This is a genomic window from Spongiibacter thalassae (genome assembly GCF_012272835.1).
GTDB lineage: Bacteria > Pseudomonadota > Gammaproteobacteria > Pseudomonadales > Spongiibacteraceae > Spongiibacter > Spongiibacter thalassae.
Genome location: NZ_JAAWWK010000006.1, coordinates 246,176 through 271,789 on the forward strand (window position 1 = coordinate 246,176; position 25,614 = coordinate 271,789).

The 25,614-nt window shown below is 58.2% G+C and carries 25 protein-coding genes; 6 read left to right on the forward strand and 19 right to left on the reverse strand.

Annotated elements, in window-relative coordinates:
- Positions 1-432: 432 nt before the first annotated feature.
- From HCU74_RS16535 to HCU74_RS16550, 4 genes are all read right to left on the reverse strand, one after another.
- Complete coding sequence (locus HCU74_RS16535) at positions 433-2,829, reverse strand: AsmA family protein (protein WP_168451521.1); 2,397 nt, start codon at positions 2,827-2,829, stop codon at positions 433-435.
- Between the two features lie 153 nt (positions 2,830-2,982).
- Entirely contained in the window at positions 2,983-3,516 is a 534-nt protein-coding gene (locus HCU74_RS16540; RefSeq protein ID WP_168451522.1) for a DUF924 family protein, read from the reverse strand.
- Between the two features lie 52 nt (positions 3,517-3,568).
- The gene (locus HCU74_RS16545; RefSeq protein WP_168451523.1) at positions 3,569-4,360 is read right to left on the reverse strand and encodes a PhzF family phenazine biosynthesis protein; all 792 of its coding nucleotides are present in this window, start codon (positions 4,358-4,360) and stop codon (positions 3,569-3,571) included.
- A gap of 11 nt (positions 4,361-4,371) precedes the next feature.
- Entirely contained in the window at positions 4,372-4,551 is a 180-nt protein-coding gene (locus HCU74_RS16550) for a hypothetical protein (protein WP_168451524.1), read from the reverse strand.
- Between the two features lie 118 nt (positions 4,552-4,669).
- On the opposite strand from HCU74_RS16550, the gene HCU74_RS16555 reads away from it, so the two are divergent.
- Both HCU74_RS16555 and HCU74_RS16560 read left to right on the forward strand, forming a co-directional pair.
- The gene (locus HCU74_RS16555; protein WP_168451525.1) at positions 4,670-6,118 is read left to right on the forward strand and encodes an aminotransferase-like domain-containing protein; all 1,449 of its coding nucleotides are present in this window, start codon (positions 4,670-4,672) and stop codon (positions 6,116-6,118) included.
- A gap of 32 nt (positions 6,119-6,150) precedes the next feature.
- Complete coding sequence (locus HCU74_RS16560) at positions 6,151-6,426, forward strand: acylphosphatase (RefSeq protein ID WP_168451526.1); 276 nt, start codon at positions 6,151-6,153, stop codon at positions 6,424-6,426.
- Here HCU74_RS16560 and HCU74_RS16565 read toward each other — a convergent pair.
- The 8 genes from HCU74_RS16565 to HCU74_RS16600 form a co-directional block, all read right to left on the reverse strand.
- Complete coding sequence (locus HCU74_RS16565; RefSeq protein WP_168451527.1) at positions 6,423-7,328, reverse strand: DMT family transporter; 906 nt, start codon at positions 7,326-7,328, stop codon at positions 6,423-6,425. The genes HCU74_RS16560 and HCU74_RS16565 overlap by 4 nt on opposite strands.
- Positions 7,329-7,589: 261 nt before the next feature.
- On the reverse strand, positions 7,590-8,366 hold the full coding sequence (locus tag HCU74_RS16570) for a glutathione S-transferase N-terminal domain-containing protein (RefSeq protein WP_168451528.1): 777 nt from the start codon (positions 8,364-8,366) through the stop codon (positions 7,590-7,592).
- 103 nt (positions 8,367-8,469) lie between these two features.
- On the reverse strand, positions 8,470-9,327 hold the full coding sequence (locus tag HCU74_RS16575; RefSeq protein WP_168451529.1) for a DUF2894 domain-containing protein: 858 nt from the start codon (positions 9,325-9,327) through the stop codon (positions 8,470-8,472).
- A complete protein-coding gene (locus HCU74_RS16580) occupies positions 9,320-9,979 on the reverse strand; it encodes an OmpA family protein (protein WP_168451530.1) in 660 nt (219 codons plus the stop codon). Before HCU74_RS16580 ends, HCU74_RS16575 begins: the two co-directional genes overlap by 8 nt.
- A gap of 2 nt (positions 9,980-9,981) precedes the next feature.
- Positions 9,982-12,195, reverse strand: a complete 2,214-nt coding sequence (locus tag HCU74_RS16585) for a DUF802 domain-containing protein (protein WP_168451531.1) — start codon at positions 12,193-12,195, stop codon at positions 9,982-9,984.
- Positions 12,188-12,988 carry a DUF3348 family protein gene (locus HCU74_RS16590; RefSeq protein WP_168451532.1) on the reverse strand — a complete coding sequence of 267 codons (801 nt, stop codon included), beginning with the start codon at positions 12,986-12,988 and terminating at the stop codon, positions 12,188-12,190. The genes HCU74_RS16585 and HCU74_RS16590 overlap by 8 nt, the downstream gene beginning before the upstream one ends.
- Before the next feature lie 189 nt (positions 12,989-13,177).
- Positions 13,178-14,560 carry an alkaline phosphatase PhoX gene (locus HCU74_RS16595; protein WP_168451533.1) on the reverse strand — a complete coding sequence of 461 codons (1,383 nt, stop codon included), beginning with the start codon at positions 14,558-14,560 and terminating at the stop codon, positions 13,178-13,180.
- Between the two features lie 84 nt (positions 14,561-14,644).
- Positions 14,645-15,448: a hypothetical protein gene (locus HCU74_RS16600; RefSeq protein ID WP_168451534.1), complete on the reverse strand. Its 804-nt coding sequence runs from the start codon at positions 15,446-15,448 to the stop codon at positions 14,645-14,647.
- A 154-nt stretch (positions 15,449-15,602) separates the two neighbouring features.
- Here HCU74_RS16600 and HCU74_RS16605 point away from each other — a divergent pair, with 154 nt between their 5' ends.
- A complete protein-coding gene (locus tag HCU74_RS16605) occupies positions 15,603-17,225 on the forward strand; it encodes a sodium:solute symporter family protein (RefSeq protein WP_168451535.1) in 1,623 nt (540 codons plus the stop codon).
- Between the two features lie 32 nt (positions 17,226-17,257).
- Here the strand turns inward: HCU74_RS16605 and HCU74_RS16610 are convergent, their stop codons facing one another.
- The 5 genes from HCU74_RS16610 to HCU74_RS16630 all read right to left on the reverse strand — a co-directional run bounded on the left by HCU74_RS16610 (position 17,258) and on the right by HCU74_RS16630 (position 22,840).
- Positions 17,258-18,037 (reverse strand): hypothetical protein, encoded by a 780-nt coding sequence (locus HCU74_RS16610; RefSeq protein WP_168451536.1) that lies wholly within the window; start codon positions 18,035-18,037, stop codon positions 17,258-17,260.
- A complete protein-coding gene (locus HCU74_RS16615) occupies positions 18,034-18,327 on the reverse strand; it encodes a YidH family protein (RefSeq protein ID WP_168451537.1) in 294 nt (97 codons plus the stop codon). The genes HCU74_RS16610 and HCU74_RS16615 overlap by 4 nt, the downstream gene beginning before the upstream one ends.
- Before the next feature lie 28 nt (positions 18,328-18,355).
- Entirely contained in the window at positions 18,356-20,446 is a 2,091-nt protein-coding gene (locus tag HCU74_RS16620; RefSeq protein ID WP_168451538.1) for a beta-propeller domain-containing protein, read from the reverse strand.
- Positions 20,447-20,572: 126 nt separating this feature from the next.
- Entirely contained in the window at positions 20,573-22,033 is a 1,461-nt protein-coding gene (locus HCU74_RS16625) for an NAD-dependent succinate-semialdehyde dehydrogenase (protein WP_210425343.1), read from the reverse strand.
- 93 nt (positions 22,034-22,126) lie between these two features.
- Positions 22,127-22,840, reverse strand: a complete 714-nt coding sequence (locus tag HCU74_RS16630; RefSeq protein ID WP_168451539.1) for an SDR family NAD(P)-dependent oxidoreductase — start codon at positions 22,838-22,840, stop codon at positions 22,127-22,129.
- A gap of 232 nt (positions 22,841-23,072) precedes the next feature.
- Between HCU74_RS16630 and HCU74_RS16635 the strand changes: the two genes are divergently transcribed.
- Both HCU74_RS16635 and HCU74_RS16640 read left to right on the forward strand, forming a co-directional pair.
- Positions 23,073-23,216, forward strand: a complete 144-nt coding sequence (locus tag HCU74_RS16635; RefSeq protein ID WP_168451540.1) for a DUF3096 domain-containing protein — start codon at positions 23,073-23,075, stop codon at positions 23,214-23,216.
- Positions 23,217-23,302: 86 nt separating this feature from the next.
- Positions 23,303-23,797 carry a TIGR00645 family protein gene (locus HCU74_RS16640; RefSeq protein ID WP_168451541.1) on the forward strand — a complete coding sequence of 165 codons (495 nt, stop codon included), beginning with the start codon at positions 23,303-23,305 and terminating at the stop codon, positions 23,795-23,797.
- Between the two features lie 49 nt (positions 23,798-23,846).
- On the opposite strand, the gene HCU74_RS16645 is transcribed toward HCU74_RS16640, so the two are convergent.
- Positions 23,847-24,728 (reverse strand): TIGR01777 family oxidoreductase, encoded by an 882-nt coding sequence (locus tag HCU74_RS16645; RefSeq protein ID WP_168451542.1) that lies wholly within the window; start codon positions 24,726-24,728, stop codon positions 23,847-23,849.
- A gap of 32 nt (positions 24,729-24,760) precedes the next feature.
- On the reverse strand, positions 24,761-24,889 hold the full coding sequence (locus tag HCU74_RS20205; RefSeq protein ID WP_282596050.1) for a hypothetical protein: 129 nt from the start codon (positions 24,887-24,889) through the stop codon (positions 24,761-24,763).
- 143 nt (positions 24,890-25,032) lie between these two features.
- On the opposite strand from HCU74_RS20205, the gene HCU74_RS16650 reads away from it, so the two are divergent.
- A complete protein-coding gene (locus HCU74_RS16650; protein ID WP_168451543.1) occupies positions 25,033-25,563 on the forward strand; it encodes a lipocalin family protein in 531 nt (176 codons plus the stop codon).
- Positions 25,564-25,614 lie beyond the last annotated feature (51 nt).

Genomic DNA, 25,614 nt, shown 5'->3' on the forward strand with positions numbered 1-25,614 from the left:
TTTTTTCAGGGCGCACCGTGCAAACACAGCGAACATAAAACACTGTTTAAATACACCGCATTCGGCAATTTCGGTAAGGGAGTATCGAAATGTCGTCGTCAGCATCCCCATTCCTTGAGTCAATCCGCGAGTATATGTTGGTGCAGCACTATCTATCGCCGCCGTACTGTAAGTACGTACCTGTACTGAATCCGTTACTTTATTGTATTTCAGGAAAAAATACATCCTTGCGATTTAAGCGGGCAGGCAGTAGAGCAGTTTTAAGGTGGCTAGCTGTAGACCTTCCCCCAGAGTTTGCGCACACGCGTATACTGAACAAGCTGCTAACTGGCAGCAGGCTACGACCCCAGGGCCATTCAAGAGGAGCATGGGCATTGAATATTTCAACAACGGAGCGAACAATTTACCGGCGAATAGGCGCCAGGCAAGCGCCTATTTTTTGAAGAACTTGTTAAACAATTCCTTCGCCGCTTCGCTGTTTTCACCGCCGATTTTTTTGTCGATCGCTTCCCGGGCCTTTTCCTGCACCTTGGCCTTGGCCTTGTCTTTGGCAATATCCTCGATCACTCGAAAGTCGGGCAGGCAGCTTGTGGCCGACACGCCGTTAAAGTCGGCCTTGCAGCGAATGGGAATCTCTCGGTCGAGGAGCTTTTCATTGCGTATGGCGCAGCCCACACCCTGCTGATCGGCCTGTTTGAGGGTCGCCCCCAGCACCACGTCAAAACTCTCCTGGGTTAGATCGACCTTGCCTTCTCCGGTCAGGGCGAGTTTGCTCACCCCGGAATTCAGTTGCTGTATACGGGCCAGACCATCGGTAATGGTGATACGGGTTTTGGTGTCCCGCAGTTCACTAAAGGCGGGCCAGTCAGCGGGGTTGAAGGTCTCTTGCTGCAAACGCATCACCAGCTGGCAGAAGGCGCGCTCGATGTTCATATTGTTCAGTCGCAATTGCTGGGCATTCAGTTCGATCAGACCGTTGAGGTTTTTTTTCACCGCCGATACCGTTGCGCCCGATGTTTTCAGTTGCAGGTCAACATCGCTCAGGCCTGCCAGCTGGCGATTGTCTGCGACGTCTTCAAGAATGCGGCCAATGGGAATTTGCTTCGCCAGGGCCTTGGCCGACATCTTGGCGGCTTCGCCTCGGCTGTCCAGCTGTGCGTCCAGCACAAAGTTGCCGTCGTAAAGCTGCGCCTTCAACGGCGCGATACTGGTCAAACCCTGTTTGGCCGACGCCTGCAACAGCAGGTTTTTCATCGGCATTTTTTTAATCACCAGTTCGCCGATGGTGAGCTTTGCATCGGCATTGAGCGTGTTGAGTAACTCCCTGGGGATGGGCAGTTCATCTGCTGCTGGTTCCACCGGCGCAGCGGGTGCTGTGCTCTGGGCACTGGTCTGTTCCACCGGCGGCAGGTAGTGATCGGCATTGAGACGATCAATAGCCAATTCCAGGGTGTGGGCGGTTTTCCCGGAGAAATCCAGTTCGGCTTTACCGGTGAAGGTGCTGTTGTCCAACTTACCCCGCAGCGACGGCACCGACAGTTTCTGGTCATTCCCCTTAATTGTCGCCTCCAGACCCACAATAGAAAGGGTGCCCGGCCCGGCCATTTCCGGTAACGTTAATGACAGTGCCTGCGCCATCTTGCGCAGATCAAAGGGCGTGACCGCCACAGCCCCCTCATACGCCAATGGCGCAAGTTGCGCGGCAACATCGCCACTCAGGGTCACATCCTGACCGTTTAGCGAGGCCACCAGGCGAGTGCCCTTGGCCGCCACGGTGTCAAAGCTGGCACCGAGTTGCAAGGTGGTATCGAGGGCCATCCGCCCTTTCAATTCCTGCTGATCCGGCGCTTTATAGAGCAAATCGCCACGCAGCGAGATTGGCGCGGCCTCGCCTCCGGGGCTGACACCACCGCTGAGGGTCAGCGACGACACTTCAGCGCGCATTCCCGCTTTATCGGCGTAACTCAGCTGGCCGTCCTTCAGTTCCAGCTTCCCCAGCGACCACTGCAGCGTCTCTGCGGTATCGACCTCGGCGGCGGCGATCACCGCGATGGTGGCATCAAGGCTTGCCTGCTCACTGCGCTGTTTTACCGCGACATCCAGCTTTACATCGTTAAAGGAAAAATGATTCAACGCCTCGTTGAGCCCTATCTGCGCGGCTAGGCCCAGCTCGCCGGAGAGCTGCTGCCCGTTACCCTCCATTGCAAAGCCCGCATCGAGGGCAACAGGAATAGGCTGGCCACTCAGCTGGACGTTATCCCCCCGCAGGTTCACATTGCGCAACACTACGTCCTGACCGGTAGCGGCATCGCGATAATGAATTTCTGCACCGTTAAGACGCAGCGATGCTATTGCCAACTGCAGGGGCTTAACATCTTCCCCGCCCTGTTCCGGCTCAGCAGGGGCGTCCTTAGGGGCCGCATTTTTCTCCGCATCAACAATCTTTGTCCAATTGCCTACGCCCTCCTGGTCGACACTCAGGTTCAGCACTACGCCATCGAGGCCAATACCCTGAACAATGACTTCCTTGCGCAGCAGCGGCATCAGCGCCACCGACAGGCGCGCCGCATCCAGGTGCATAAAGGTGCTCTGTTCACTGTCGTGGAGGTTCAGACTGGCCGCCCCGGTCACCAGTTGAATATCGGGGAACAACTGCCAGGACAGGTCGCCCTCAAGGGCCAGGTTCACCCCCTGTGCCTCCGCCAGGCGCTCGATATCGTCGCGAAAGATATTCGGGTCGATAATAAAAACCAGCGCGGCAAAGGCCAGTGCAACAACACCGACGACACCGGCAAGAGAGAGGGTCAGAATTTTTATAAAGCGTGGCATGGTGCTCCCCAAAGGTGTACCTGCTTGACTTGAATGTTGGGTATAGACACGGAAAGTGCCTGAGGTTTCCTGAAGATGGCAAAGATGCCCGGCTCCGGCAAGTGAAATCTATACACAGGAATAAACAAGAATTGCGCCAAGAGACGGTCTGGGTCAGAAACTCGACCCCGGCTGCTGCAAAAATTCCAGCTCCGCCGCCGTGGATTCGCGCCCCAGTATGGCATTGCGATGGGGGTAACGACCGAAGCGATCAATGATGTGTTTGTGCCGCAACTCGAATTGATAATTATCACCGGGCGCGTGCTCTCGAAACAGCGCCTCGGCACAGATATGTACCGCCGCTGACTCACTGTGCATATAGGGCATCAGCATAAAGCTGCAACGGGTGGGTTCAAGGGTCAGATGGCAGCCCTGCGCGACCGCCTCCTGTGCCAGCGCGAGCGCCATACCGTCCTGGGCAAAAGCTCGCGGGGTGTTGCGATAAATATTGCGGGAAAACTGGTCCAGCACAATGATTTCCGCCAAACGCCCCGCAGCACTCGACCGCCAGCTATAAAACTCCCCGGCGGCGGCTTGGCACAGGGTCTTGCCGAAGCGCTGCTCAATCTGCGCATCGAGGGCCTGATCCACCGACCACCACTGGCCGGGTGAAAGCTCTGAAAACCAGAAATACAGTACGTCTTCCATAGCCTGCCCCCCTGGGCAAAGTGCCCCCTTCTGGTGTTCGCCGGTGACGGCTCTACCGGTGCGGGATTGCCAGAACCTCACCCGCCATAGTGGTCACCGCCTGCCCGAACAGTAACACGCGCTGATCGCGCAGGGCCACCGACAGCTCGCCGCCTCTGGGCGAGAGCTGGCGCGCGGAAAACTCTGCTTTACCCAGACGTCGCGCCCAGTAGTCGGCCAAAGCACAGTGAGCAGAGCCTGTTACCGGATCTTCATTGATGCCAAAGCGAGGGGCGAAAAATCGCGACACAATATCGCAGTCGTCACCCGCCGCGGTAATGATCACACCGCGCACAGGAATGGCTGCCAAGGCGGCAAAATCGGGGACAAAGCCCGCCACAGCCTCGGCATTTGGCAGTTCAACAAGGATGTCCTCCCCCGCATCAGCGACACTGACAAAACCCGCCACGGCGTTTTTCACTGCCTCACTGACATGCGGCTGCTCCAGCGTCTTGGTGCGGGGGAAGTCCATACAAATCCGCCCATCATTGCGGCTCACCAACAAACAGCCACTGCGGCTGTGGAAGCGAATATTGTCGCTGTTTTCCAGGCCCTGGCTCCACAGTGCATGTGCAGAGGCCAATGTCGCATGACCACACAGGTTGACCTCCCGCAATGGGGTAAACCAGCGCAGATCCCACTCTCCCTCAGCCCGTTTGCTGAGGTAGGCGGTTTCGGAAAGGTTGAACTCTGCCGCAAGGGCTTGCAGTAGCTCGTCGTTATAACTCTGTTCCAGCACGCACACCGCAGCGGGGTTGCCGCCAAATTTGCTGGAGGTAAAGGCATCGACAATGGTGTAACGCATAGTTGCTTCTCTCAGTGAATATTCCACCACCACGGGCGTGTTGTGTTTGTCTTGTCGAACACTGCCCCGTAGCGCTGTCCGTCGCTCGGCAAGCCCTCGACAGCAGGCGCTAGCCATAGCATAGCAAGCAGAACAGCAACGCCGACGATGGCGGCAACAATGTAAAAGTAAATGCTTCCATGATTGTTCATAGGGCCCCCTTACACCCCTAGTTTGCAAGGAAGCAGAAAACCAATACAGATACAGATTAAATATTTTGTTACGATACAGATCAAATACTTTTCAATCTGTCATGGTGCACAGCTGGCGATGGAAAACCCACAGGCAGTGAATAGCGAATCTCCCCTTTATCTGCAGATCGCAGAACAAGTGATCGAAGGTATCGGCTCGGGCAAACTGCGCAGCGGCGAACGCCTGCCCGGCGTGCGGCCCATCAGCCGAGCCTATGGTGTAAGCCTGGCCACAGCGGTGGCAGCCTATCGCTACCTGGAACGGGAAAATATTATCGAGGCACGGCCGCGATCCGGCTTTTTCGTCAAACACCGTTTCAGTGAGTCACTGCAGCAGCCGGAACAGTCGCGCCCCCGTCAGTGGCCTACCCCGGTAACGGGCCAGCAACGGGTGATGCAGGTTATCGAGGCCAGCCACGAACCCGGCTTGCTACACCTGGGCGCCGCCGTACCCGACCCGGACCTGTTGCCTCTCAAGGCCATCCAACGCGCCCTTGCCTCGGCCGCCCGACACCCCTTGACCACCCGTGGTGGCTACGAATTTCCTCCTGGCTTCAGCGGCCTGCGCGAGCCACTGGCTGCCCGACTTCAGCAATTGGACTGCCGAGTAAGCGCCGAGGAAATTGTTGTCACCAACGGCGGCCAGGAAGCCCTGATGCTTGCACTGCGCACCCTTTGCCAACCGGGGGATATTGTCGCGCTGGAGTCCCCCGCTTTTTATGGCTTGTTGCAGATTATCGACGCACTGGGCCTGAAGGCACTGGAAATTCCCACCCATCCCGACAGCGGTATTTCGCTGGACGCCTTGCAGCTGGCAATCGAGAAGTGGCCGATCAAGGTCTGTGTGGTGGTGTCAAACTTCAGCAACCCGCTGGGCTGCGTCATGCCCGACAGTCACAAACAGCAGCTCGCGCAAATGATGGAGAAGGCGGGTATTCCCCTGATCGAAGACGATATCTACGGCGACCTTAGCTTCGACAGCTCCCGTCCCGGCACTATCAAGCGTCACGATGTCAGCGGCAACATCCTCTACTGCTCCTCTTTTTCCAAGACGCTGTCCCCCGGCCTTCGAGTGGGCTGGCTATGCCCCGGCCGCTACCTTGAGGCGGTAAAGTACCAAAAGTTTATTCACAGCTGCGCCTCGCCCACAGTGCCGCAAATTGCCGCCGGCCAGCTGCTGGCCAGCGGCGATTACGACCGGCATATTCACCGCATGCGCGGCGAGCTTTACCGCTCGGTGATGCGTATGCGTGAGCGCCTGTGCCACCATCTTCCCAGTGGTACTCGAATCACCCTGCCCAAAGGCGGCTTTGTGCTGTGGGTGGAACTACCGCCCAATGTAGACAGCCTGGCCCTCGCCCAGCTGGCGCTGGCAGAGGGGGTCAGCATTGCCGCCGGCCCGCTGTTTTCCGCTAGCGAAAAATATCGCAACTTCATGCGGATTTCCTGCGCCTGCCCCTGGAGCGACCAGGTAGAGCTGGGGCTGGCCACACTGGGCAGACTCGCGCGACAATTGTGTCAACCCTGAAATTCCTACACCACATGGCGAGGTCACACTTGGTGAAATCCTTACATCTGCGCATCACCGGCCGCGTACAGGGCGTTTGGTACCGACGTTGGACGGCGACGACCGCCCGCAAACTCGGCGTCAACGGCTGGGTTAGAAACCGCAGCGACGGCAGCGTTGAGGCGGTGTTCAGTGGCCCTGAGGACAAAGTCGATGAGCTATTGGCGCGCTGTTGGCAGGGGCCGGAAAATGCCCATGTCGAGCACATTGAAACTCACCTCACCGAGCCAGTGTTAGAGCCCGGCTTTGCGCAGCGCGACACCCTTTAGCCAAACAGTCGCCGCAATCCCGCAGGCAGAATCCGTTGCGGCCGCACACCGCTGTGTACCAACAGTGCAAACAGAATCAATATCGCACCGGCAACCATCGGGCCGGTCAGCGTTTCGTCGGCAATCAGCACCCCGAGGGTCATTGCCAGCACCGGGGTGATCAACGGAATCACCGACACCGCCGACACGCTCATATTCGCCAGGATGTGGTAGTAGGCAAAAAAGCCAAACAGCGAAGCCACCAGCGCCAGGTACAGCAATGAACCCAGTGACACCGGGCTGAATACGATCGGCTCGACCCCGTAGAACAACACCCAACTGACGACCAGCCCCGGCAGGGCAAAGGCCATTGCCCCCAGCGTTTGCTCCATCGGCTCAACCGCCAGCGTGGCATTGAGTTTTTTAACCCACAGCGCGCTGGAGGAGAACAGCACGCTGGATAACAGCATCAGGGCAATGCCGCGATAGCTGTCGCCGGTCACCACAATGTCGTCATAGAGAATACACAGCAGCCCTGCCAGCGCCACCAGTATGGCGATGATTTTCCGCGGTTGAAGCAGGCTCTCACCCAGTATCAACCCGGACAACAGCACGGTAGTGAAGGGGCTTAAGCCAAACAGCAGCGCAATCAAACCCGACGGCAAATACTCCGCGGCCTGGTATACCAGCGCCATATTGGGGAACAGGCTGATCGATGCCGCAAAATAGATTTTCCAGTGGCGACGAAATGACAGACCGGCGTAGCCGCACAGGGTGAGCAACAAACTGCCCGCCATCAGTGCCACCACCAGGCGCAGGGTCAGACCGGCGATCGGTGCCAGGGTGTCACCGCCCAACTGGATCGCCAGGGGTGTCGTGGCCCATATCAAAATGACCGCCACGTAGTTGATTCTTACCAGCATTATCTTGCCCCTGCATACTGCCGAGGTCACCCTGTGCCTGAAACGAAAAAGGCCGCAGGGTGAGCTGCGGCCTTTGGAAAAATCGGTATTGATGACTACATCATTTTCCCGCCGCACAGCCCATCGCCCAACGCAGTGCTGCACTGCGATTGGCGACGACGATCATGGCGGGACAGAAAAATGTCATAGTTTTTCGATGTATTCATTTACGTTACGAACAACCGACTATACGGGATGCAAATTTACCTGTGCAAGCAATTATTACTCGCCGCCGTAGGTTTCGTTGAGGTAGCGGAGAATTTCCGTCGACTCGTACAGATCCATCCCGGTGTTGGGGTCGATCAAATAGGGCACCTGAAAGCGGCCGGTTAATTCAAACATCCGCTGGCGATTCGGGCTGGTAATCGGCGCGTCGGGAAAGAAGCGACGACGCACTCCGGGTGGCCCCATTTCCTGCCAGCGGGACTTGCCAAAATTGCGCAGATGATACGGCAGCTCCAGCTCACACATCAGCTCGCGCACGGGTCGTGAATAGGGGCTGCTTTCAAAGCTATAAAGCTCAAGAGGCTGCTCTGGTGCCGATGACGCCTTGGCGTAAATCCCACGGGCGCCGAGCACTGAACGTGTGGCGGTGGCCGCCATCGACGTGGCCACCTGGAACTGGCGCACTGGGCCACGGGCCGGTACACGTTTGCGGGTGTTGCCGTAGGTCTCGTAGAGGTAATTCACGATGTCGGCAGACTCCAGCATCACCACGCCGGTATTCGGATCAACCAATATGGGAAACTGATTGATTCCCGCTTGGTCGAGCGCCTCGGGACGGAAACGCATGCCGCCCTTCGGACAGGGGTATATCATCGCGTCGAGATCCAGTTCGCACAGCACTTCCCTTACAAGACGGCAGTAGGGGCAGCCCTCCATGTCGTAGAGCTTTAACAATTGCTCCGGCGCGGTCGCCTTGGCGGAAAAGGACGACGTACCCCGCCAGCCCCGTACCGCGCTGGTCATAAGGGAGTTGAGCAAATCAATGGTAGACATAGTGGGTCTCCGACCTGGGTAATGAAAGTGGATTAGTTGACGCGGGGCGCGCCATCAATTTCCGCCAACAGGTATACAGAAAAATACTCGCGAGACCAATGGTTCACGTGCGCTTTTTCCTGGCCTTTGCGGCATTCTTTTTCTTGTCACCCTTGGGCGGGTTCGCCGCAGTGTCTACGTCATCAAGCCAAAACAGGGTATCCAGATAGGCCATGTATCGCTGCAGATATTGCGGTGACAGCTCGCGCATCGTGGTCAAGGCCTTGATCGCCAGCATCTGCGGGTTGAGTGGCCCAGGGCTTTCAGGGCTGCGCTCAATGGCCTGGTCAACACGCTGCTCGACACTGTTCTGCTCACTGCGCTGACGCAACACCTTGATGGATTTTAATGGCGGCGCGCCCGAGGTTTGCGGCGACTGACTGGTGGACGCCGACTCCGGCTCAGCGGTGGCCAGCGCCGACAAAATTTCCTGCTGCTGGGCGCGCAGCATTTTATCTACCTCACTGAGGCCGACCACCTCAATATCCAGCGAGGCGTCCAGCGCCCGGCGCAGGGCCGCCAATTCATCGACTAATTGGCTGTGAGTAAAGCGCCGGCGACAGGCCGCCGCATAGCGCAACACACCGTGCAAATCACCCTGTTCGCGCAGCTGCGCGCAATGCTCATTTTGCGCCGGCGACAACAGCGGCAAGGCCGACAGGCAGTCGTCGACCCGGGCCTGCAGGGTGTCGCGCTCGACAACAAAAGCCTCCAGCGCCGTACTCAGTCGATTGAACAAACGGTTGCGGCGCGGTTCCGACGCCGACAACCAGCGCCGATGCAAGGCCACAATATGCGCCCAGGCGGTGGCGCTGATGCGCTCGGCACCCGTCCCTTGCAAGTCGTCGAAGCGGCGCTGCAGCGCCTCGACATCTGGCTCTGAGCGGTGCGTCCCGGCAGTGATTGGGGCGTGCTCAGTCATCGGCGGGCAGTGCACTCTCAACCGGCGCGGAGGCTTCCAGCATCGGCACCGGCGACATTTCCACACGGCGATTGCGCGAGCGGGACTCGCCATCCACATTGGGCACCACCGGCTGCTGGGCGCCAAAGGCCGCCGCGAATACTCGCTCGGCGGGCATGCCCTCGGCAATCAGTGCCCGGGTAACGGTCAACGCACGCTGAGCGGAAAGCTCCCAATTGTCACTGAAATGCAGATTGCCCTGCTGAATAGGCAGGTCGTCGGTAAACCCGCTGACCATCAACATCAAACCGTTCTCGCGCAGATAGAATTCCAGTGGCCCACGCAGATTGCGCAGCAGCTCCTGCCCCTCCTCCTGCAATTCCGCCGAGTTCAGCGAGAATAGAACATTGCCGCTGATACCAATACGTCCGTCGGTCAGCGTCACCCGCCCTTCGGCCAGCGGAACCGCCAGTGCCTGTTCGAGGTCTGCCCGGCGCTGTTCGGCCTGCTCTCGCTTCTGGGTTTCCTGCTCGAGACTTTGGGACAGCTCCAATTGAAATCCCAGCGCCCATACCAGCATCAGTACGAACACGCCGACCAAGCCGGTCATCAAGTCACCAAACACCGCCCAGATCGGCGGTTCCTGGGCCAGTTCGTTTTCCAGCTCAGACATGGCTACACCTGCTCAAGGGGCATGGCTATTTGGCCATCGCCCAACTGCTTGATCAGCGCCTGCTGCGACAGCAGCGTGTTGTCGATAATTTCCCGCGCCTGGGCAACATAGTAGGCCAGCTGTTCATCGCTGCGCTCGGTACTGGCCACCAGGCTCTGCTCTACCCGCCCCAGGGTGTCCAGCAAACCGGCATTTGCTTCACCGAACTGGGTTACGGCGGCGGCAAAGGACTCACCCAGGCAAGCCAGTTCGCTGGCACCATCGGCCACCTCAGCCACGGTGTTCTGCAGTTTATCGGTTTCACCTTCCAGCGCGGTCGTAAAGCGACCAGCGATTTCCGTCAGTGACGCCGCCGACTGGGCGACGATATTTTCCACCAACTCACGCTGACCATTCACGGATTGCTGCAGCGATGCCGACAGTGCATTCAGCTGTGCCATCAGTTCAGTGCGTTCTTCGATCAGGCTGTTGTCGCGCTGAATGTTTTTACTCAGTTCTTCACGCAGCTTAACCATCAGTTCTGCGGCCACCCGCGGTGCCTCAGAGGCGGTATTCATCAGCTCGGCCATCGGCCCGGTCAGCTCAGTGGCCAGCGAAGACAAGTGCCCGGCTACGGCGGACTCCAATTCGGCAAGGCGCTGTACCGCCGCCGCACCGCGCTCGGCTTCCTGTTCACGAAGCTCGGCAAAGGCCGCTGTAACAGTGCCATTAAGTTGCTCGGTACGCGCGTTAAAGTCTTGCTGCCATTGCTGCTCACCCTCAGCCCGTGCGGCGACCAGCTGCTCACATTGGGTGAGCAAGTCGGTCATTTTCGCCAACAGTTCGTCGGCGGAGTGTTGCGCAGCGACATTGATCTGCTCGATGTTGTGCTCAATCAAACTGCGACTTTGTGCGCACACTGCCTCCCACTGGGCCACGCGCTGCTCGTCAGCAACACGCTGCTGGGCCTGCCACTCACTCAATGCCGATGCCATTTGCTCGCCGCTGTCGCGCAATAGTTCGGCACTCTGTGCCGACACCATCTGCCATTGTTGCAAACGCTGTTGCTCCGCCTCCTGCTGGCGCTGCTGCCACTGCCTGGCCCCCTCGGCCAGCTCAGCCACCAGGGCACCGCTGGCACGGCTGAGTTCGCCGTGGAATTCACCCAGACTGGCAACCAGGGTTTCTTCCAGGCGGGCGTTCTCCTGTTGCTGAGCCGCGAGGCCCTGCTGCCAGCCACTGCTGAAGTCCTCGGCGGTTGTGGCAAACCGTTCGCTGAGGGCCTGCAAGTGCCCTTCTGCGGTTGCCTGCAACTGCTGTTGGCCATCGAGCAGGCTGCGCTGGACATCTCCCAACAGGGTTTCGACCACCGGGCGCATGCTCTCCCCGGCAAGCCGACCACTTTCACCAAGACTGCGCTGCAGCGACTCGCCAACCGAGGTTGCCAACTGCTGGTAGTGGCGTTCTGCATTCTGGTGAAACTGTTGTTGCTCCTGCTGTAACCCGCTGGTCAGTGTTGTACCCATGGTTTCCAGGCGCTCGGCCAGTGTGTCGAGGCGCTCAACAACAGCGGGCAGGGCAGCGGACTGGGCCTGCATCGCAGCATAGCCCTCGCGGCGCTGGTGGCTCAGTGAATACGCGGCGAATACCGTTGCCATACGGCCGTCCAATTGCCGTGACACCTGAAGACGCTCACGACGGCTTAGAATTGAGATAAGACCGAGCAGTGCCGATGCACTCACCCCCGCAACCGAGGTTGCGAAGGCAATACTCAAACCCTGAATCGGTGCAGCCAGGCCAGCGCGCACCGCTTCAAGTTCGTTACTACCCCGCAGGGCGGTAACAGCACCATTCAGCGTATCGACCATACCGATAAAGGTGCCGAGCAGGCCGAGCATCACCAGCAGGCCGATCAGATAGGGGCTCAGCAGCGGTGCCGGCAAGCCGACATAGTCGCCCCGAATACGCTGGCGCACGGCATTGCGCAGGCTGTTGGGCACCTGTTCCAGCCAGCGGTCCAGACCCTCAGGTGGCGCTGTTGCTGCGGCCAGCGCCGCGCTCAAACCGCGACTGGCCCGCTGGTAATTCAACAGTTCGACAAAACCGACGGTATAGGCAATGGCAATCAGCAGGCTCACCACCAAGGCCAGAGCGTTGCTGCCCACCACGGCAATGGCCATCCACAGTACGATCGCGCCCCCCACAGCGAATGCCGCCACCGAGCTTAATCTAGTCATTGTTGTTTTCCACCTCTACATCCAGTGCTTCCAGCAGGCCAATCAGCGGCATTAACCGCATGTCCAACTCAGCGATCAGCAGGCCGCGCATCTCGGCCAGAAATTGTTGGAGGCCACCGCCGGCGGCAACCCATTGCGCAAACACCTCATTCGGCGCCAACGCCGTATCCTGTTCAATTTGGGCACGGATCAAAGCATGAAAACGCTGACCCAGTAAACGGGGAATACTCGCCAAAACGCGCCTTGAATAATCGCCCAGGGTCTCGGTGAGGCTACGATCCAGTTCGGCCAGTTGCGCCAATGCTGCCGAGCGCGCGGTCAACACCTGTTGCATGTGCTTGCGCAGCGCGATCAGCCGGTAGTCCATTTCACTCTGGTGCAGGGCATAAAACCGCTGGTAGGCCTTATAGGCCTCTGCCGGCTCATCAATACTGTCGGTGGGCGGCCTGGGCAGAATAAAGGGCAGCGACGGGGCGCCTTCTTCGGTGCTGTCTTCATCGACAAAGCTGTTCACGATAAAGCCGAGGATTTCACCACGGGCGGTGAGTAATTCGCGGTGCAGCGACCCGGCGCCGGCATCGCCCTTTGGCCCCAGGCGCTTGAGACTGCGCAGCGACTCCGACAGGGCAATGGCATTCGACAGGCCGATCAGCTGTCCCAGCTTGTCGGCAAAGTCCCGGTGACTGAGCGCCCCCGCACTGCCGGTGAGCGCCTGTAATTGAGCCTGAAGAGTCGTGTGACGCTGCCCACCTGAGGGCGGCGATGTGTGGTGGTGCGGCAATAGTTGCGACATGATTTCCTGATGTTGTCATCATCGGCGGCGCCCGTTGTTGTTATGGACGGCTTATTACAGGCGGCGTTCACTGGCGGCCAACGATGGGCAGCAGGGTTATCCTGCTGCAATACGCAGCCAATTATCGCTATTCCAGCCCGATATTCAAGAAAACAGGGGGGATCATCAGAGACGACGGCGACTTCGGCCTCAGCCGCGCCGGGGCCGGCGGCGGTATTCGGGGGGAATATGCATCTCGTAGGTTGCGCCGAGAAAGCCACCCACACCGTCCGGGCCCCGCTGGCTGTTGAAATACAAGCGCGAGCCGTCAGGGGTAAAGGCCGGCCCGGTAATTTCCGAGTCGCCACCGATTATTTGCATCAACAACTGGGGCTGGCCGTTGGGCACGATTACCATCAACCGCTGCGAGCTGCCATCCTCGGCAACCACCACATCACCGGCGGGGCTGACCACCACATTATCGACCTGACTAAAGCGCGGACCACGCCGCAGCTTGCCTCGCTCGTCCACCGAGCTCATTTGCTGCTGATTGTCGTTATCGAACACGATCTCCACCAGCGCGTTCTCGATATCATAGGCGTAGATGCGGTTGTCTTTTTTGGTCGCGAAGAACATTACACCACGGGTCGGCTTGAGGCCCTCAACCGGGGGCATTTGCATCGACACCGGCACCTCGTGGTACCAAAGGCCCTCGCCACCGGCGAAATAGGTGCCCGCGTCACCGCCTGCTGGCACCCAGTTCACCCGGCGTGGCAGACGCAGATCGCTGGCCTTGGGTTTTCCGCCATTTTCAAACCCCGCCACCGACATGACTTGCAGCTCACCCTTTTCAAGCCCCATGCGCTTGCCGCCCCCCGGAAGGTCGGTCAGATCCTCAGGGGTGGAGACGAAGCGATAAAAACGCTGGTTGCCACCATCTTCGGTTTGGTAGCAGGTGTGGTGGATGGGGTCGATGGCACAGGCTTCGTGGGGAAAGGCCCCCAGCGCCGGCTTCACCACCGCATCGGCGGTGCTGCCGAAGGGGTCGCACTCATAAACCAGACCGTCCGAGACTTCTTCACAGGACAACCAGGTGCCCCAGGGGGTCGCGCCGCCGGCGCAGTTGCGACGTGTATCGTCGAGCACGCGGTAGGCGGCGGTTTTATTGCCGGCGGCATCAAAGCGCAACGCGCCCACTCCGCCGGGCACCGCCTCGCTGTTACAGGCATAGACCCAGCCACCATCGTCGGCGGGAAAGACAGCTCCGCCGTCGGGGTCACGATGCCAGTGGTAGCCGTCGCCCCCGGCCGCCATCGTCAATGGATCGAGGCCGTGACGGGCGACACAACGGACTTCAAATCCCTTCGGCGCATACAAGCGATCGTCGATACCCCGGGCAACGCCATCGGCAATCACCTTCTTCTCAATCGGCGGCAGCTTCGCCAGCGGCCCGGCAGCCAATTTCAGCTCTCCCGCAACCCGGTCTGCCGACGCCTTCGCCAGGGCCGGCCATGGTGCCGCGCCCAGCGCCACCCCACCAAGAAACACATTGCGTAAAAAACTGCGTCTACTCTGTGCCGCCAGATTCCGCATGAACCGCCTCACTTTTATCCATCAGGCGTTCAGTTTACGTGATTTTTAGCGGGAAAGAAGCGGCGTGATCCGCGACCCGGAATACTACTTGGCCTTTTTACTCGCACCGGTAATGGCATCTGACTCGGAACCATCCAGCCCCCGGTTGATGGCGTCAATGCGCAGCACACTCAACTCGGTGATCGACAATAACAGCGCGATTTCATCAAGCATGGCCGCCCGGTAGCGGGCAATGAGCTGTCGTCCAGCAGCGTTTGTCGCGGCGGGATCGCCCAGGGCCTCCAGTCGCGACTCGGCGGTATAGATATTTCCCATTCGAGTTTTTTTCCAGTCGTCGAACAGAGCCTGCCAGGAACGCAGCTCTGTGCGCAATTCAAATGCGCGTTGTTTTAGCCAGGGTTCGTTGGCTGCCACCACGGCGGCGTCCTTGCAGGGCGAATCGCAGGGGGTCATTGCCTTGCTGATATCCAGCTGTTTCTGGCCATAGGCCCGTTGAAGCCAGCGTTTGCGTTTGGCCAGCTGCGCCTCGGGGGTTTTATTGCCCTGATGCCTGACCAGATATACCCCATAGCTGCGCGCCGCCGCCTGAAATTCAGCGGTAGCGGGGAGATTATCCGGCACCGGCGCCAGACTCGGCGGAAGCTGCCCCCCGTTCAACCCGGCGACCTGCTCGCGCTGCGCGGCCAGTTCAGCGCGCACTGAAAGCACATCGGGATGGGAGATCTCGCCCTGCTGCAGCCAGGTCTGGGCGGCGGCTACCGCCACGGGCGGGGCCGGCACAGCATCGTAAAGTGACGACAGTGCACCACTATGGGCCAAAGTTACTCCCAAAACCTGAGTGAACAGGGTGATAAGGCATAACCGGGAGAGATTGCGCAAACGTGACATAGGCAGGCATTCCAGGGTCAGAGTGAAGGATGGAAGTGCCTTGATGCGAAGCAATAATAGTGCCTATCCCCAAGGAGGCAGCCCCATTGGCACAGACCTTGTATCTCTCATGACAGGCTCGATGTAGCGTCGCAACGGAGATCATTACAACAACATGACCCATAACATCACCTGGCTGGATTGGCTCGTTATCGCCTTGTACTGCCTTGGGCTGCTCGGCATGGCCGCCGCTCTGGCCAGAGGACAGCACAACCGCGAGGACTACTATGTCGGCGGCCGCAATCTTGGGCCCTGGCCCGTTGGGCTGTCTATTATGGCCACCCAGTGTTCCACCAACAGCATTCTCGGCGCACCGGCCTTTGTTGCCTTTGCTGCAGGCGGCGGCATGGTCTGGCTGCAATATGAGCTGGCAGTGCCGCTGGCGATGATTGCGCTGATGCTGTTTGCCATGCCGCTGTTCCGTCACCGGCAGCTGGTGTCGGTCTACGGCTATCTCGAGCAGCGCTATGACCTGCCGACGCGGCTGACCCTGAGTGGGCTATTCCTTTTTGTACGGGCCTTCGCCACCGCCGTGACGGTATACAGCATCGCGCTGGTCATCGAGCTTATTACCGGTTTGGGCTTTGTCGCGTCAGTGCTGCTACTCGGCGCGTTTACCGTGGTCTACGATGTGCTGGGCGGCATTCGCGGAGTGATCTACAGTGATGTGCTGCAGTTGCTGATACTGGTGGTAATGCTGGCACTGGTACTGGCCTTTCTCCTCGACGCCGGTGGCGGTATCACCACGCTGTGGCAGTCCTTTGCGCCAGAGCGGAAAAACGCGCTGGACTTCGCCCACCACGGGCTGGGTGACGGCCAGACCTTTGCCTTTTGGCCGATGCTGTTTGGCGGTCTGTTTTTGTATGTGTCTTACTATGGCTGCGACCAAAGTCAGGTGCAGCGACAATTAAGCACGCGGAACATCGATGCCACCAACAATGCCCTGCTGATAAACGGCCTGCTGCGCTTCCCTCTGGTATTGCTCTACTGCATGGTCGGCGCGGGTATCGCCGTGTACAGCGCACAACACCCGGACTTTGTCGCGGCCCTGCCCGTGAATAATGACCGCCCCGAATACAATCTTGCGGTGCCGCTGTATATGATAAATGCCCTGCCGACGGGACTGGTGGGCTTGAGCCTGGTCGCGCTGTTTGCCGCCGCCATGTCGTCGCTGGATTCGGTAATTAACTCCCTCAGTGCCACCACGATGGAGGATTTCGTACTGCGTTTTTCTTCCCGCACACTGAGTCCGCAGCAGGAGCTACTGTATTCCCGGTGCATAACCATTATCTGGGGGAGCATTACCATTGGCATGGCTTTTTTCGTCGCTGACATCGCACCCACTGTGCTTGAAGCCATCAATAAAATCGGTTCTCTGGCCAATGGCCCGATCCTGGCGGTATTTGTACTGGGCATGACCACCCACCGCGTTCGCGGCGCCCACGTGGTTGCGGGGCTGTTCTCCGGCATCATCGCCAATGCGGGATGCTGGTTATTTTTACCCGAGGTATCCTGGCTGTGGTGGAATGTATCGGGGTTTGCTGTTGCCGTGCTCACCGCCCTGCTTATCGCCACCCTCTCCCCGCGAAAACCCTCGACCTCAACCCCGATCACCACAGCCTTCGCCGAGGCAAAACAGCTGTTGCAAAAGCAGTCGGATATTAATTGGTACTGGCGCAGTGCACTGCTGGTGGTGTGGTTTACTGTGCTGTTGGGGGGACTGGCAATGCTTGGCTGAGCCAGTTCTGTCGGGGCTTATGAATACACTTGCTATGTATTCTCACTTCTTGCGATTGCCCGCTTTGTAAAATCTTCCAAATTCATGGTTTCATCAATACGGTAATCTTCTACCCAGATATCCAAATTTCCAAATGCGTTTCGAAAATCCTCCCATTCCAGCGGGGCATTGTTGAACTCCTCTTCATTCCTCGCAAAGCCAAATAACTTTCCGATGAGAGCTTGAAGCTCGCCAAGACGGTACAAGTACGTGAGTATATTGTGCCGATCCGGATCGGCTAGTTCAGAACTTTTGTAATTTTCAACGTACCCCCTTATGCGGGAGTTATGGATCTGAAGCCGGACCAGAATTTTCGAAAGATAATCACCTACATCTGGTTTCGCGCACCTAATACACTGCTGGAATATTTCCTTGTATTCATCAGGTAGCATAGGTGCTTCGGTAGAAAGGGGTTGCGTGCCGTTTGCGTCCCAGCCTTCAACAAGGGCTGCCGCACTTAATTTAAGATAATCCAATAGCTCGGCAAGGGCTGCGGGAAGAAATGCTTTTGTGGCCTGAAAATCTCTCTCGCGCTGTTTGTTGGCGTTAAAGCGAGCTATGTTGAAAGCAATAATGCTTGAAACAAATGCTAGCATACCAACATTTAGGCTCTGCCATCTATCCCATACGTTCTGAACGAGACCCCAATCCCACCCCTTATCAAACCAGGGATACACAAACATGCTTGCGATATAGAGCAGTGCAAGTGGGATACCGATCCAATTTAAGAGATCGACTAGCCTGTCAGGTTTCAAGGCTCCGATGTGCTTCAACTCTCGTCCCTTAGCTGATGCTGCTTTTTTTGCACATAACAACCCCTATTCAAACGTCGCCGCACTGTGTAGAAACGCCAGACACCCACCGCCAGCACCACACCACCCGCCGCCACTAACAGCCAGGCTACAGCGAGATACGCGTTCAATGTGGAAAAGAACTGGAATAGCACGGCGGACGCCGCCAACAGCGACAGGCCAGTGCGAATGTAAGCCAGAAACGTGCGCTCATTGGCCAGCCGGGTACGTTCCAGTGCCAGTTGATCGCGCACATCGCTGCCTTCAGTCATACCGCCCTACTCCTCATTCCTGCACACATTACTGGGGGCCACTGACTTGCAGAGGGGTGTCCCACAATGCCGACCAGACATAGTCGCCGGAAATAAAATAAACGGCGTCGCCGTCGATCACCGAGCGATGCCGGTAGCCGCCATACCAGTCCGGGTTGTCCGGCCAGCTGGCCTGCACACTGCCCTTTGCGTCAAGTGATGCGGCGCCGGCGTCGAGGGTATTGTTGACCTCAAACAGATACAACGCTTCGATGTTGTAATAGTCCCCGTCGGTGTGACGCCCCGAACTTTGCACCGGCACTGCAAAACGGTCGCGGTTATCACCCGCCAAATAGCTAAACGCGTGGCGGTTGTACTGGGCCTCTGACCAATTCCAGCTGTCGCCACTGCCGATCAGCGCAACGCCGCGGGATACCGGCGAGGTAGCATCGGATACGTCAAACAGTTCCAGTTTTACCTGCGAATTGCGGTCGGCGGTGGTGCCCAAACCCAGTAACAAATCGTCACCAATCGGGTGAAGGAAGTCGGAGAACCCTGGCAAATCCATCGACCCGGCGATAAACGGGTCACGCGGGTTACTCAGATCAATCACATACAGGGGGTCGATCTGCTCAAAGGTCACGGCATAGGCGCGGTCACCGACAAAACGCACTCCGAACAGCCCCTCGTTGGGTTTGCCTATTTCTGCCGGACGAGCATTGTTGGGCAGCTGCGCCACGATCTCCAGCGACTCGCCGGTGTCGGCTTCTTCCAGCAGGTAAAGGGTGTGATCCTGACGGTCATCGTCGTCACCGGTCCAGCGGGTGGTAAACACCCGCAGCCTGCCATCGTGTTCGGATATACGGAAATCCCGCTGGCCGCCGGTCCACAGGTAGCCGCCTACTTCTGCCGATCCACGGTAGCGCGGCTTGCCGCTGCCGAGGGCAAATTTGTGAATGCGAGTCAGTGATTCACCTTCACCGTAGCGAACATCGCTCAGATAAATGGCGCTGGACGAAACATAGACCCCCGCCGCCGATTCGTTGTAACACAGGGTTTGGGGGTTAAGCGGGTCGTCGATGGCGATAGCAGTAATGCTGGTGAGGGTCTGGTAGCCCGAGCGATCATCGCTGACTCGCCCCTCGTTGGTGATCATGCAGTCCTGGGGGGCAAACAGTGGTCGAGTCTGCTCATCGGCGCCCCGGCGAATGGTCAGCTTGGGAATAAGGTCTTCGCTGTTCAGCGATTTGAACGCATTGCGGTTGGACTCATACTCCTGCTCAGTGGTCGGGTAGTAGTGAATATTGTCCAGGGTCGGGGTGTGACGACTGACCACATATACGGTGTCGCCGACCCGGCGACTATCAACAAAGCCGCCCTCCAGCTCCACGCTCCAGGACTTGCCGGGCGCACTCGCGGTGCTGACATCGTAGTAGTCCACGCGCACGTTCTGCTGCTGCCAGGCCCACAGATCAAACCAATACACGCCGTAGCCCATATGGAGATTTTGCGTACCGACGGTCAGCAGGGCGTCTTTATCAGGCAGTATATACAGGCCCTGCACATATTCCCCCTCTCCCAGGGGGATGGTCGCGACTTGCGTGGCGGTGGCCGCAGCGGTATCGGTGGCGAGAATACGAATGGCCGGTTGCGGTGACTGCTCCGGCGCTTGGCTGCCATCGCTCTCCCCCGCTGGTGTGGTACTACTGGTGAATGTCGCGTAACAGCAGCTGAATTGCTGGCTGGGCACGATGTAGAGATGCTCGCCGTCGTACTTTACGACGTCGATTTCATCGACATCGACTTCCTGAGTATAGGTGGTGGTATAGCTGGCCGAGGTCCCGGAGTCTTCCTGGGACCCACCGGCAGCAGCAACGGGAAAGGCCTCACCCTCGCTGCGATTGCGCGCATCGGCATCACTGGAATAGGCCGCCTCCATCGCGCTGAGAAATTCCTCCTCACTCGCGACAGGTTTAAGCAAGCCGGTGAACTGGGCAGGGTCTGAACTCGGCGCCGGTGTCGATGACCCTCCGCCGCCACAGGCCGACAACATCAAGCCGCCGACCCCGACAAAAGACAGCAGCATTCCACGGAATAAACGTGGGCGAATATGGGGCTGAAAACGCGTGCATCCTGTCATCTCGCATCCCTCAACGTATCCATTGCAGACGGCGTCCAGCGGCACTCGCGACGGCACCACCCGACGAATATTTACCACTTATTCGACCATACTACTCCTGATATCGGGGTCTGTCCCCCCCGACAATCAGCTGTCCAGACCGCCCATACACAGGTATTTCATCACCATGTATTCGTCCAGACCATATCGGGAACCTTCGCGCCCAAAGCCCGACTGTTTCACCCCGCCAAAGGGTGCCACTTCATTGGAAATCAGCCCGGTGTTGATGCCAACCATGCCGTAGTCCAGGGCACCGGCAACCCGCCATACGCGCCCGATATCGCGGCTGTAAAAGTAGCTCGCCAGACCGAACTCGGTGTCATTTGCCATTTGAATCACCTCGTCGTCGCTGCTGAAGCGAATCAGTGGTGCAACGGGGCCGAAGGTTTCTTCCCGGGCGATGAGCATCTGTTGATTAACATCGGCGAGCACTGTGGGTGCAAAGAAATTTTCCCCCTCGGACAGCCTCTGACCACCGCGGATCACTCGAGCGCCCTGCTGAACGGCATCGTCGATATGTTCCTCGACCTTGCTCACCGCCGAGGCGTCGATCAGCGGCCCCTGGGTGACCCCCGACTCGGTACCATTGCCCACCTTCAGCTCGCCGACTGCCGCCGACAGCTTTTCGGCAAAGGCGTCGTAGATCCTGTCGTGAACATAAAAACGGTTGGTGCAAACGCAGGTTTGGCCCGCATTGCGAAATTTGGAAGCGATCGCCCCCTCCACCGCCGCGTCGAGGTCAGCGTCATCAAACACGATAAAGGGCGCGTTGCCGCCGAGCTCCAGCGACAGCTTTTTCAATCCGGGAGAGCACTGCTCCATCAGCACCCGCCCCACCTCGGTAGAGCCGGTGAAGGACAGCTTGCGCACTGTATTATTGCCGGTTAATTCTGCGCCAATTACCTGTGCCTTGCCGGTAATGACATTGAAAACACCGGCGGGGATACCCGCCTCCTCGGCCAGTGCCGCCAGGGCCAGCGCGGTTAATGGCGTGGCGTCCGCCGGACGAACAATCATGGTGCAGCCGGCTGCCAATGCCGGCGCGGCCTTGCGGGTAATCATCGCGGCGGGAAAATTCCACGGCGTAATCGCCGCGCACACACCTACCGGCTCTTTAACCACCAGCAACCTTTTATCGTCTGCGGGGCTGGGAATCACATCGCCGTATGCGCGCTTGCCCTCTTCGGCAAACCACTCGATAAACGACGCCGCATACTGCACCTCCCCCTTGGCCTCCGCCAGCGGTTTACCCTGCTCCGCCGTCATGATCTGCGCAATATCGTTGGCGTTGGCCAGTATCAACTCGTACCACCGCCGCAGATAACCACCACGCACCTTTGCGGTGTGCGCCCGCCAGGACTTCAGTGCCGCCTCCGCCGCCACAATGGTTGATCGGGTTTCCTCCGCACTCAGCCGGGGAACGCGGCCCACCTGTTCTCCGGTGGCAGGATTAAACACCTCAATATACTCACCGGAAGCGGCGTCGTGCCAGCGGCCATCAGTGTAGGCTTGATGACGAAGAAGTGCGGAATTGGTCAGCGATAGCATAGTCAGACTCCATTTTTTCAGGGCGAATGCACGGTTAGAACCACAGCGGCTGGCGCCAGTTCAACCCGTGCACTCTGCCCCGTAAAACGACGCTTATACGCGTCCGGTAACCGGAATCAAGGCACCGGTAATCGGCTCCGACGCATCACTTAACAGGAACAGAATCACCTCGGCCAGGGCCTTGGGGCTCACCCAAGCAGAGAAGTCCGCATCGGGCATATCCGCACGATTGGGCGCGGTGTCGATAACGCTTGGCATCACCGCATTCACCGTGATGTTTTTCGCCTTCAGCTCCTCCGCCAGCGCCTCGGTCAAGCGGGCTACGCCAGACTTGGATGCCGCGTAGGCCCCCATACCCATGGCCGCCTTCACCGCCCCTGCCGCACTGATATTCACGACACGGCCGCCACTTTTCGGAAAATGCGGCAAGGTCGCCTGACAGGCATTGGCCGCCGTGCGCACGTTGAGTTGGTACATGCGGTCCCAGGAATCGATCGAGCCGTCTTCCAGGGTTTCCCAGACAAAGCCCCCTGCGATATTTACAATAGCGTCGATCTTACCGTGAGCTTGCGCGATCTCGGCAAACCCGGCCTTGGTCTTGGCAGAATCCAGCAGGTCGATGACATGACACGCCGCGACTCCCGCCTCCGGCTCACCACTGACACAATCCACGCCGACAACGGTAGCGCCGGCCGCCACGGCCGTTGACGACATTGCCCGTCCAAGAGTGCCCAATGCACCGGTAATTACGACAACTTTCTGGTTTAAATTCACTTCCACGCCCTTTAATAAATTATAGTAATACATGAAGTTCCGAATACTCTCGGAACACCCGTTAGCGAAGCAGGTTATGCCATGGAGACCCACATCAGTGACATAGCCAAGCGCCGTATCCTACTATAATTTTCAGGCGATCGCCGCCAACACAAAGGGATACAGAGCTGTAACCACTACCGGATCCACAACGAAACGTCGCAGCCGATGAACTCGCGACGACCTGTATGTTCAAACCTCTGAACTCATTCAGCAAGGACACACCATGACCATTACTCTCGACATCGTGCCGTTAATTTCCATCGCCGCCGGCGCCGCCATACTCATCAAACCCCGCCTGCTGAATTACATCGTAGCGGGCTACCTGATCGCCGTCGGCGTCATCGACCTGTTCAACCTCAGCATTTAACATAATTGGGGACAGACCCCGGGGTCTGTCCCCAACCCGGCAGTGCACCGTATAATGCCGGCAAATCTGTCCACCTTGAGAGTCCCATGGAACGTTTTGTTGAAAATTTGATGTACGGTGCGCGCTGGATTCTGGCACCGATTTATATCGGCCTGAGCCTTGCGCTGTTTATGCTGGGTTTGAAGTTTTTCCAGGAAATCATTCATCACATGCCGATGATTTTTGCGATGAAGGAAGCGGACCTGGTGCTGCTGGTGCTGTCGCTGATTGATATGGCCCTGGTTGGCGGCCTGCTGGTGATGGTGATGTTCAGCGGTTATGAAAACTTTGTCTCACAGTTGGACATCGACGAAGGCCGGGAGAAACTCAGCTGGCTGGGCAAGGTAGACTCCGGCACTCTGAAGAACAAAGTCGCCGCGTCGATTGTCGCGATTTCTTCAATCCATTTGCTCAAGGTGTTTGTGAATACCGAAAATATCGATACGACCTACCTGAAATGGTACGTGATCATTCACCTCACCTTTGTCGCCTCGGCCTTTGCGATGGGCTATCTGGACAAAATCACCCGCAACAGCCACTGACCCCTGCCGGGGTCTGTCCCCGGGGACAGACCCCGAAAGTGCGAAAGTGTCAGGCCTCGGCCCGCAGGGCCGCTTCCAGAGTCGGATAACGAAATTCAAAGCCCTTTTCCAGCAACACCTGTGGCACCACCCGCTGTCCACCGATCAATAATGTCGCAGCTTCTCCCAGGAGCAGTCTCAGTAGCCACCCCGGCGTGACAAACAACGTGGGGCGCTTCACCACTCGGCCGAGGGTGTCGGTAAATTCACGGTTGTTCACCGGGTGCGGCGCGGTCGCGTTGATCACCGGTTCATCAATGTTTCCCTGCACACAAGCCAAAAATATCTTCACCACATCGTCGATGTGTATCCAACTGAACCACTGTCTGCCCGATGCAATGCGACCGCCGCCTCCCAGCTTGAATTGGGGCAGCAATTTCGCCAGCGCGCCGCCATTGCCCAGCACCACGCCGAGACGGACGAGGTGTACAGTAATCTGACTGTTTGACGCTCGCGTTGCCTCCGCCTCCCAGTCGCAGCATAGTTTCGCGGAAAAATCCTGCCCCGGAGCGCTGTCTTCGCCAAGGGGCTCATCACCGGTCATACCGTAGTAGCCAATTGCCGAGGCTGAGACAAGTTTTCGCACCCGGGGCGCTTTAGCCATCTCCTCTACCAGTGCTCGAGTGAAGGCGATACGGCTATCGCGCATGATCTGTTTCTGGCGTTCGCTCCAGCGGCGTGCAAAGAGGTTTTCACCCTGCAGATTGATGACCTGCGTGTAGGACCAGTGACGCCCGTCGCCCAGTTCTGTCACATAGTCGAGTTCAGGTCGAGGCGACGACCGCGGATTGCGAGTCAAGACGGTCACCCGATGACCGAGGGCAAGCAGCGCCGGAACCAGATGCTCGCCGACAAATCCGGTGCCACCGGTAACAAAAATATGTTCTGCCATATCGCTCCCCTGTTAAAAACCGTTAAGAAGTGTCAAAACTCCTCATCTTCGTCGGAATGACGAACACACACCGGCTGACGCGAGCGGTGATCCTCGCTCCCCCCTGCCCACAAAACACACACCACCGCTGCCGTAGCAATCAGCATTAGTATCAGCATCATCGTGCTCTCCTCACATTATAGGCCTTGCCATCACTACTGCTTACGTAGGTCCTCCCACAGTAGAGCAATGTCGATTCCATTTATTGCGGTGCTCCATAACAGGCGCAGCTGCGTAAACCTGAAAACAGTCACGGCGAGACCCCATGCAACGGCTACCTCTGTTAATCACTCTGGCACTGCTGACTTCAGCCTGCGCAAACCCACACGGCCCTTTGCCCCGCCCCGCAGAGGTGGACCTCAATAGATTTATGGGCGACTGGTATGTCATTGGCTTTATCCCCCTCTACCCGGAGCGCCACGCCCACAATGGCGTGGAAAGCTACACCCTCACCGAGGAGGGCACTATCGCAGTCACCTACCGCTTCAATCACGGTAGTCCCAACGGGCCCGTAAAGACTTACCGGCCCACCGCAAAGCCCGTTGCCGGCACCGGCAATACCCAGTGGGACATGCAGTTCTTCTGGCCCTTCTCCGCCGACTACCGTATCGCCTATGTCTCTAAGGATTATTCTGAAACCATTATTGCCCGCCAGGCCCGGGACTATGTATGGCTGATGGCCCGCTCCCCCACGTTGCCGCCAGCACGCCTGCAAGCGCTGACGAATAAAATTGCAGCAATGGGCTACGATCTCACCGACTTCACACTGCAACCGCAACAGTGGCCGGAGCGGTGAGTTTTTTTCGCGGATTCCCTCGACACCGTCGAAGCTGCACCAACGGAAACC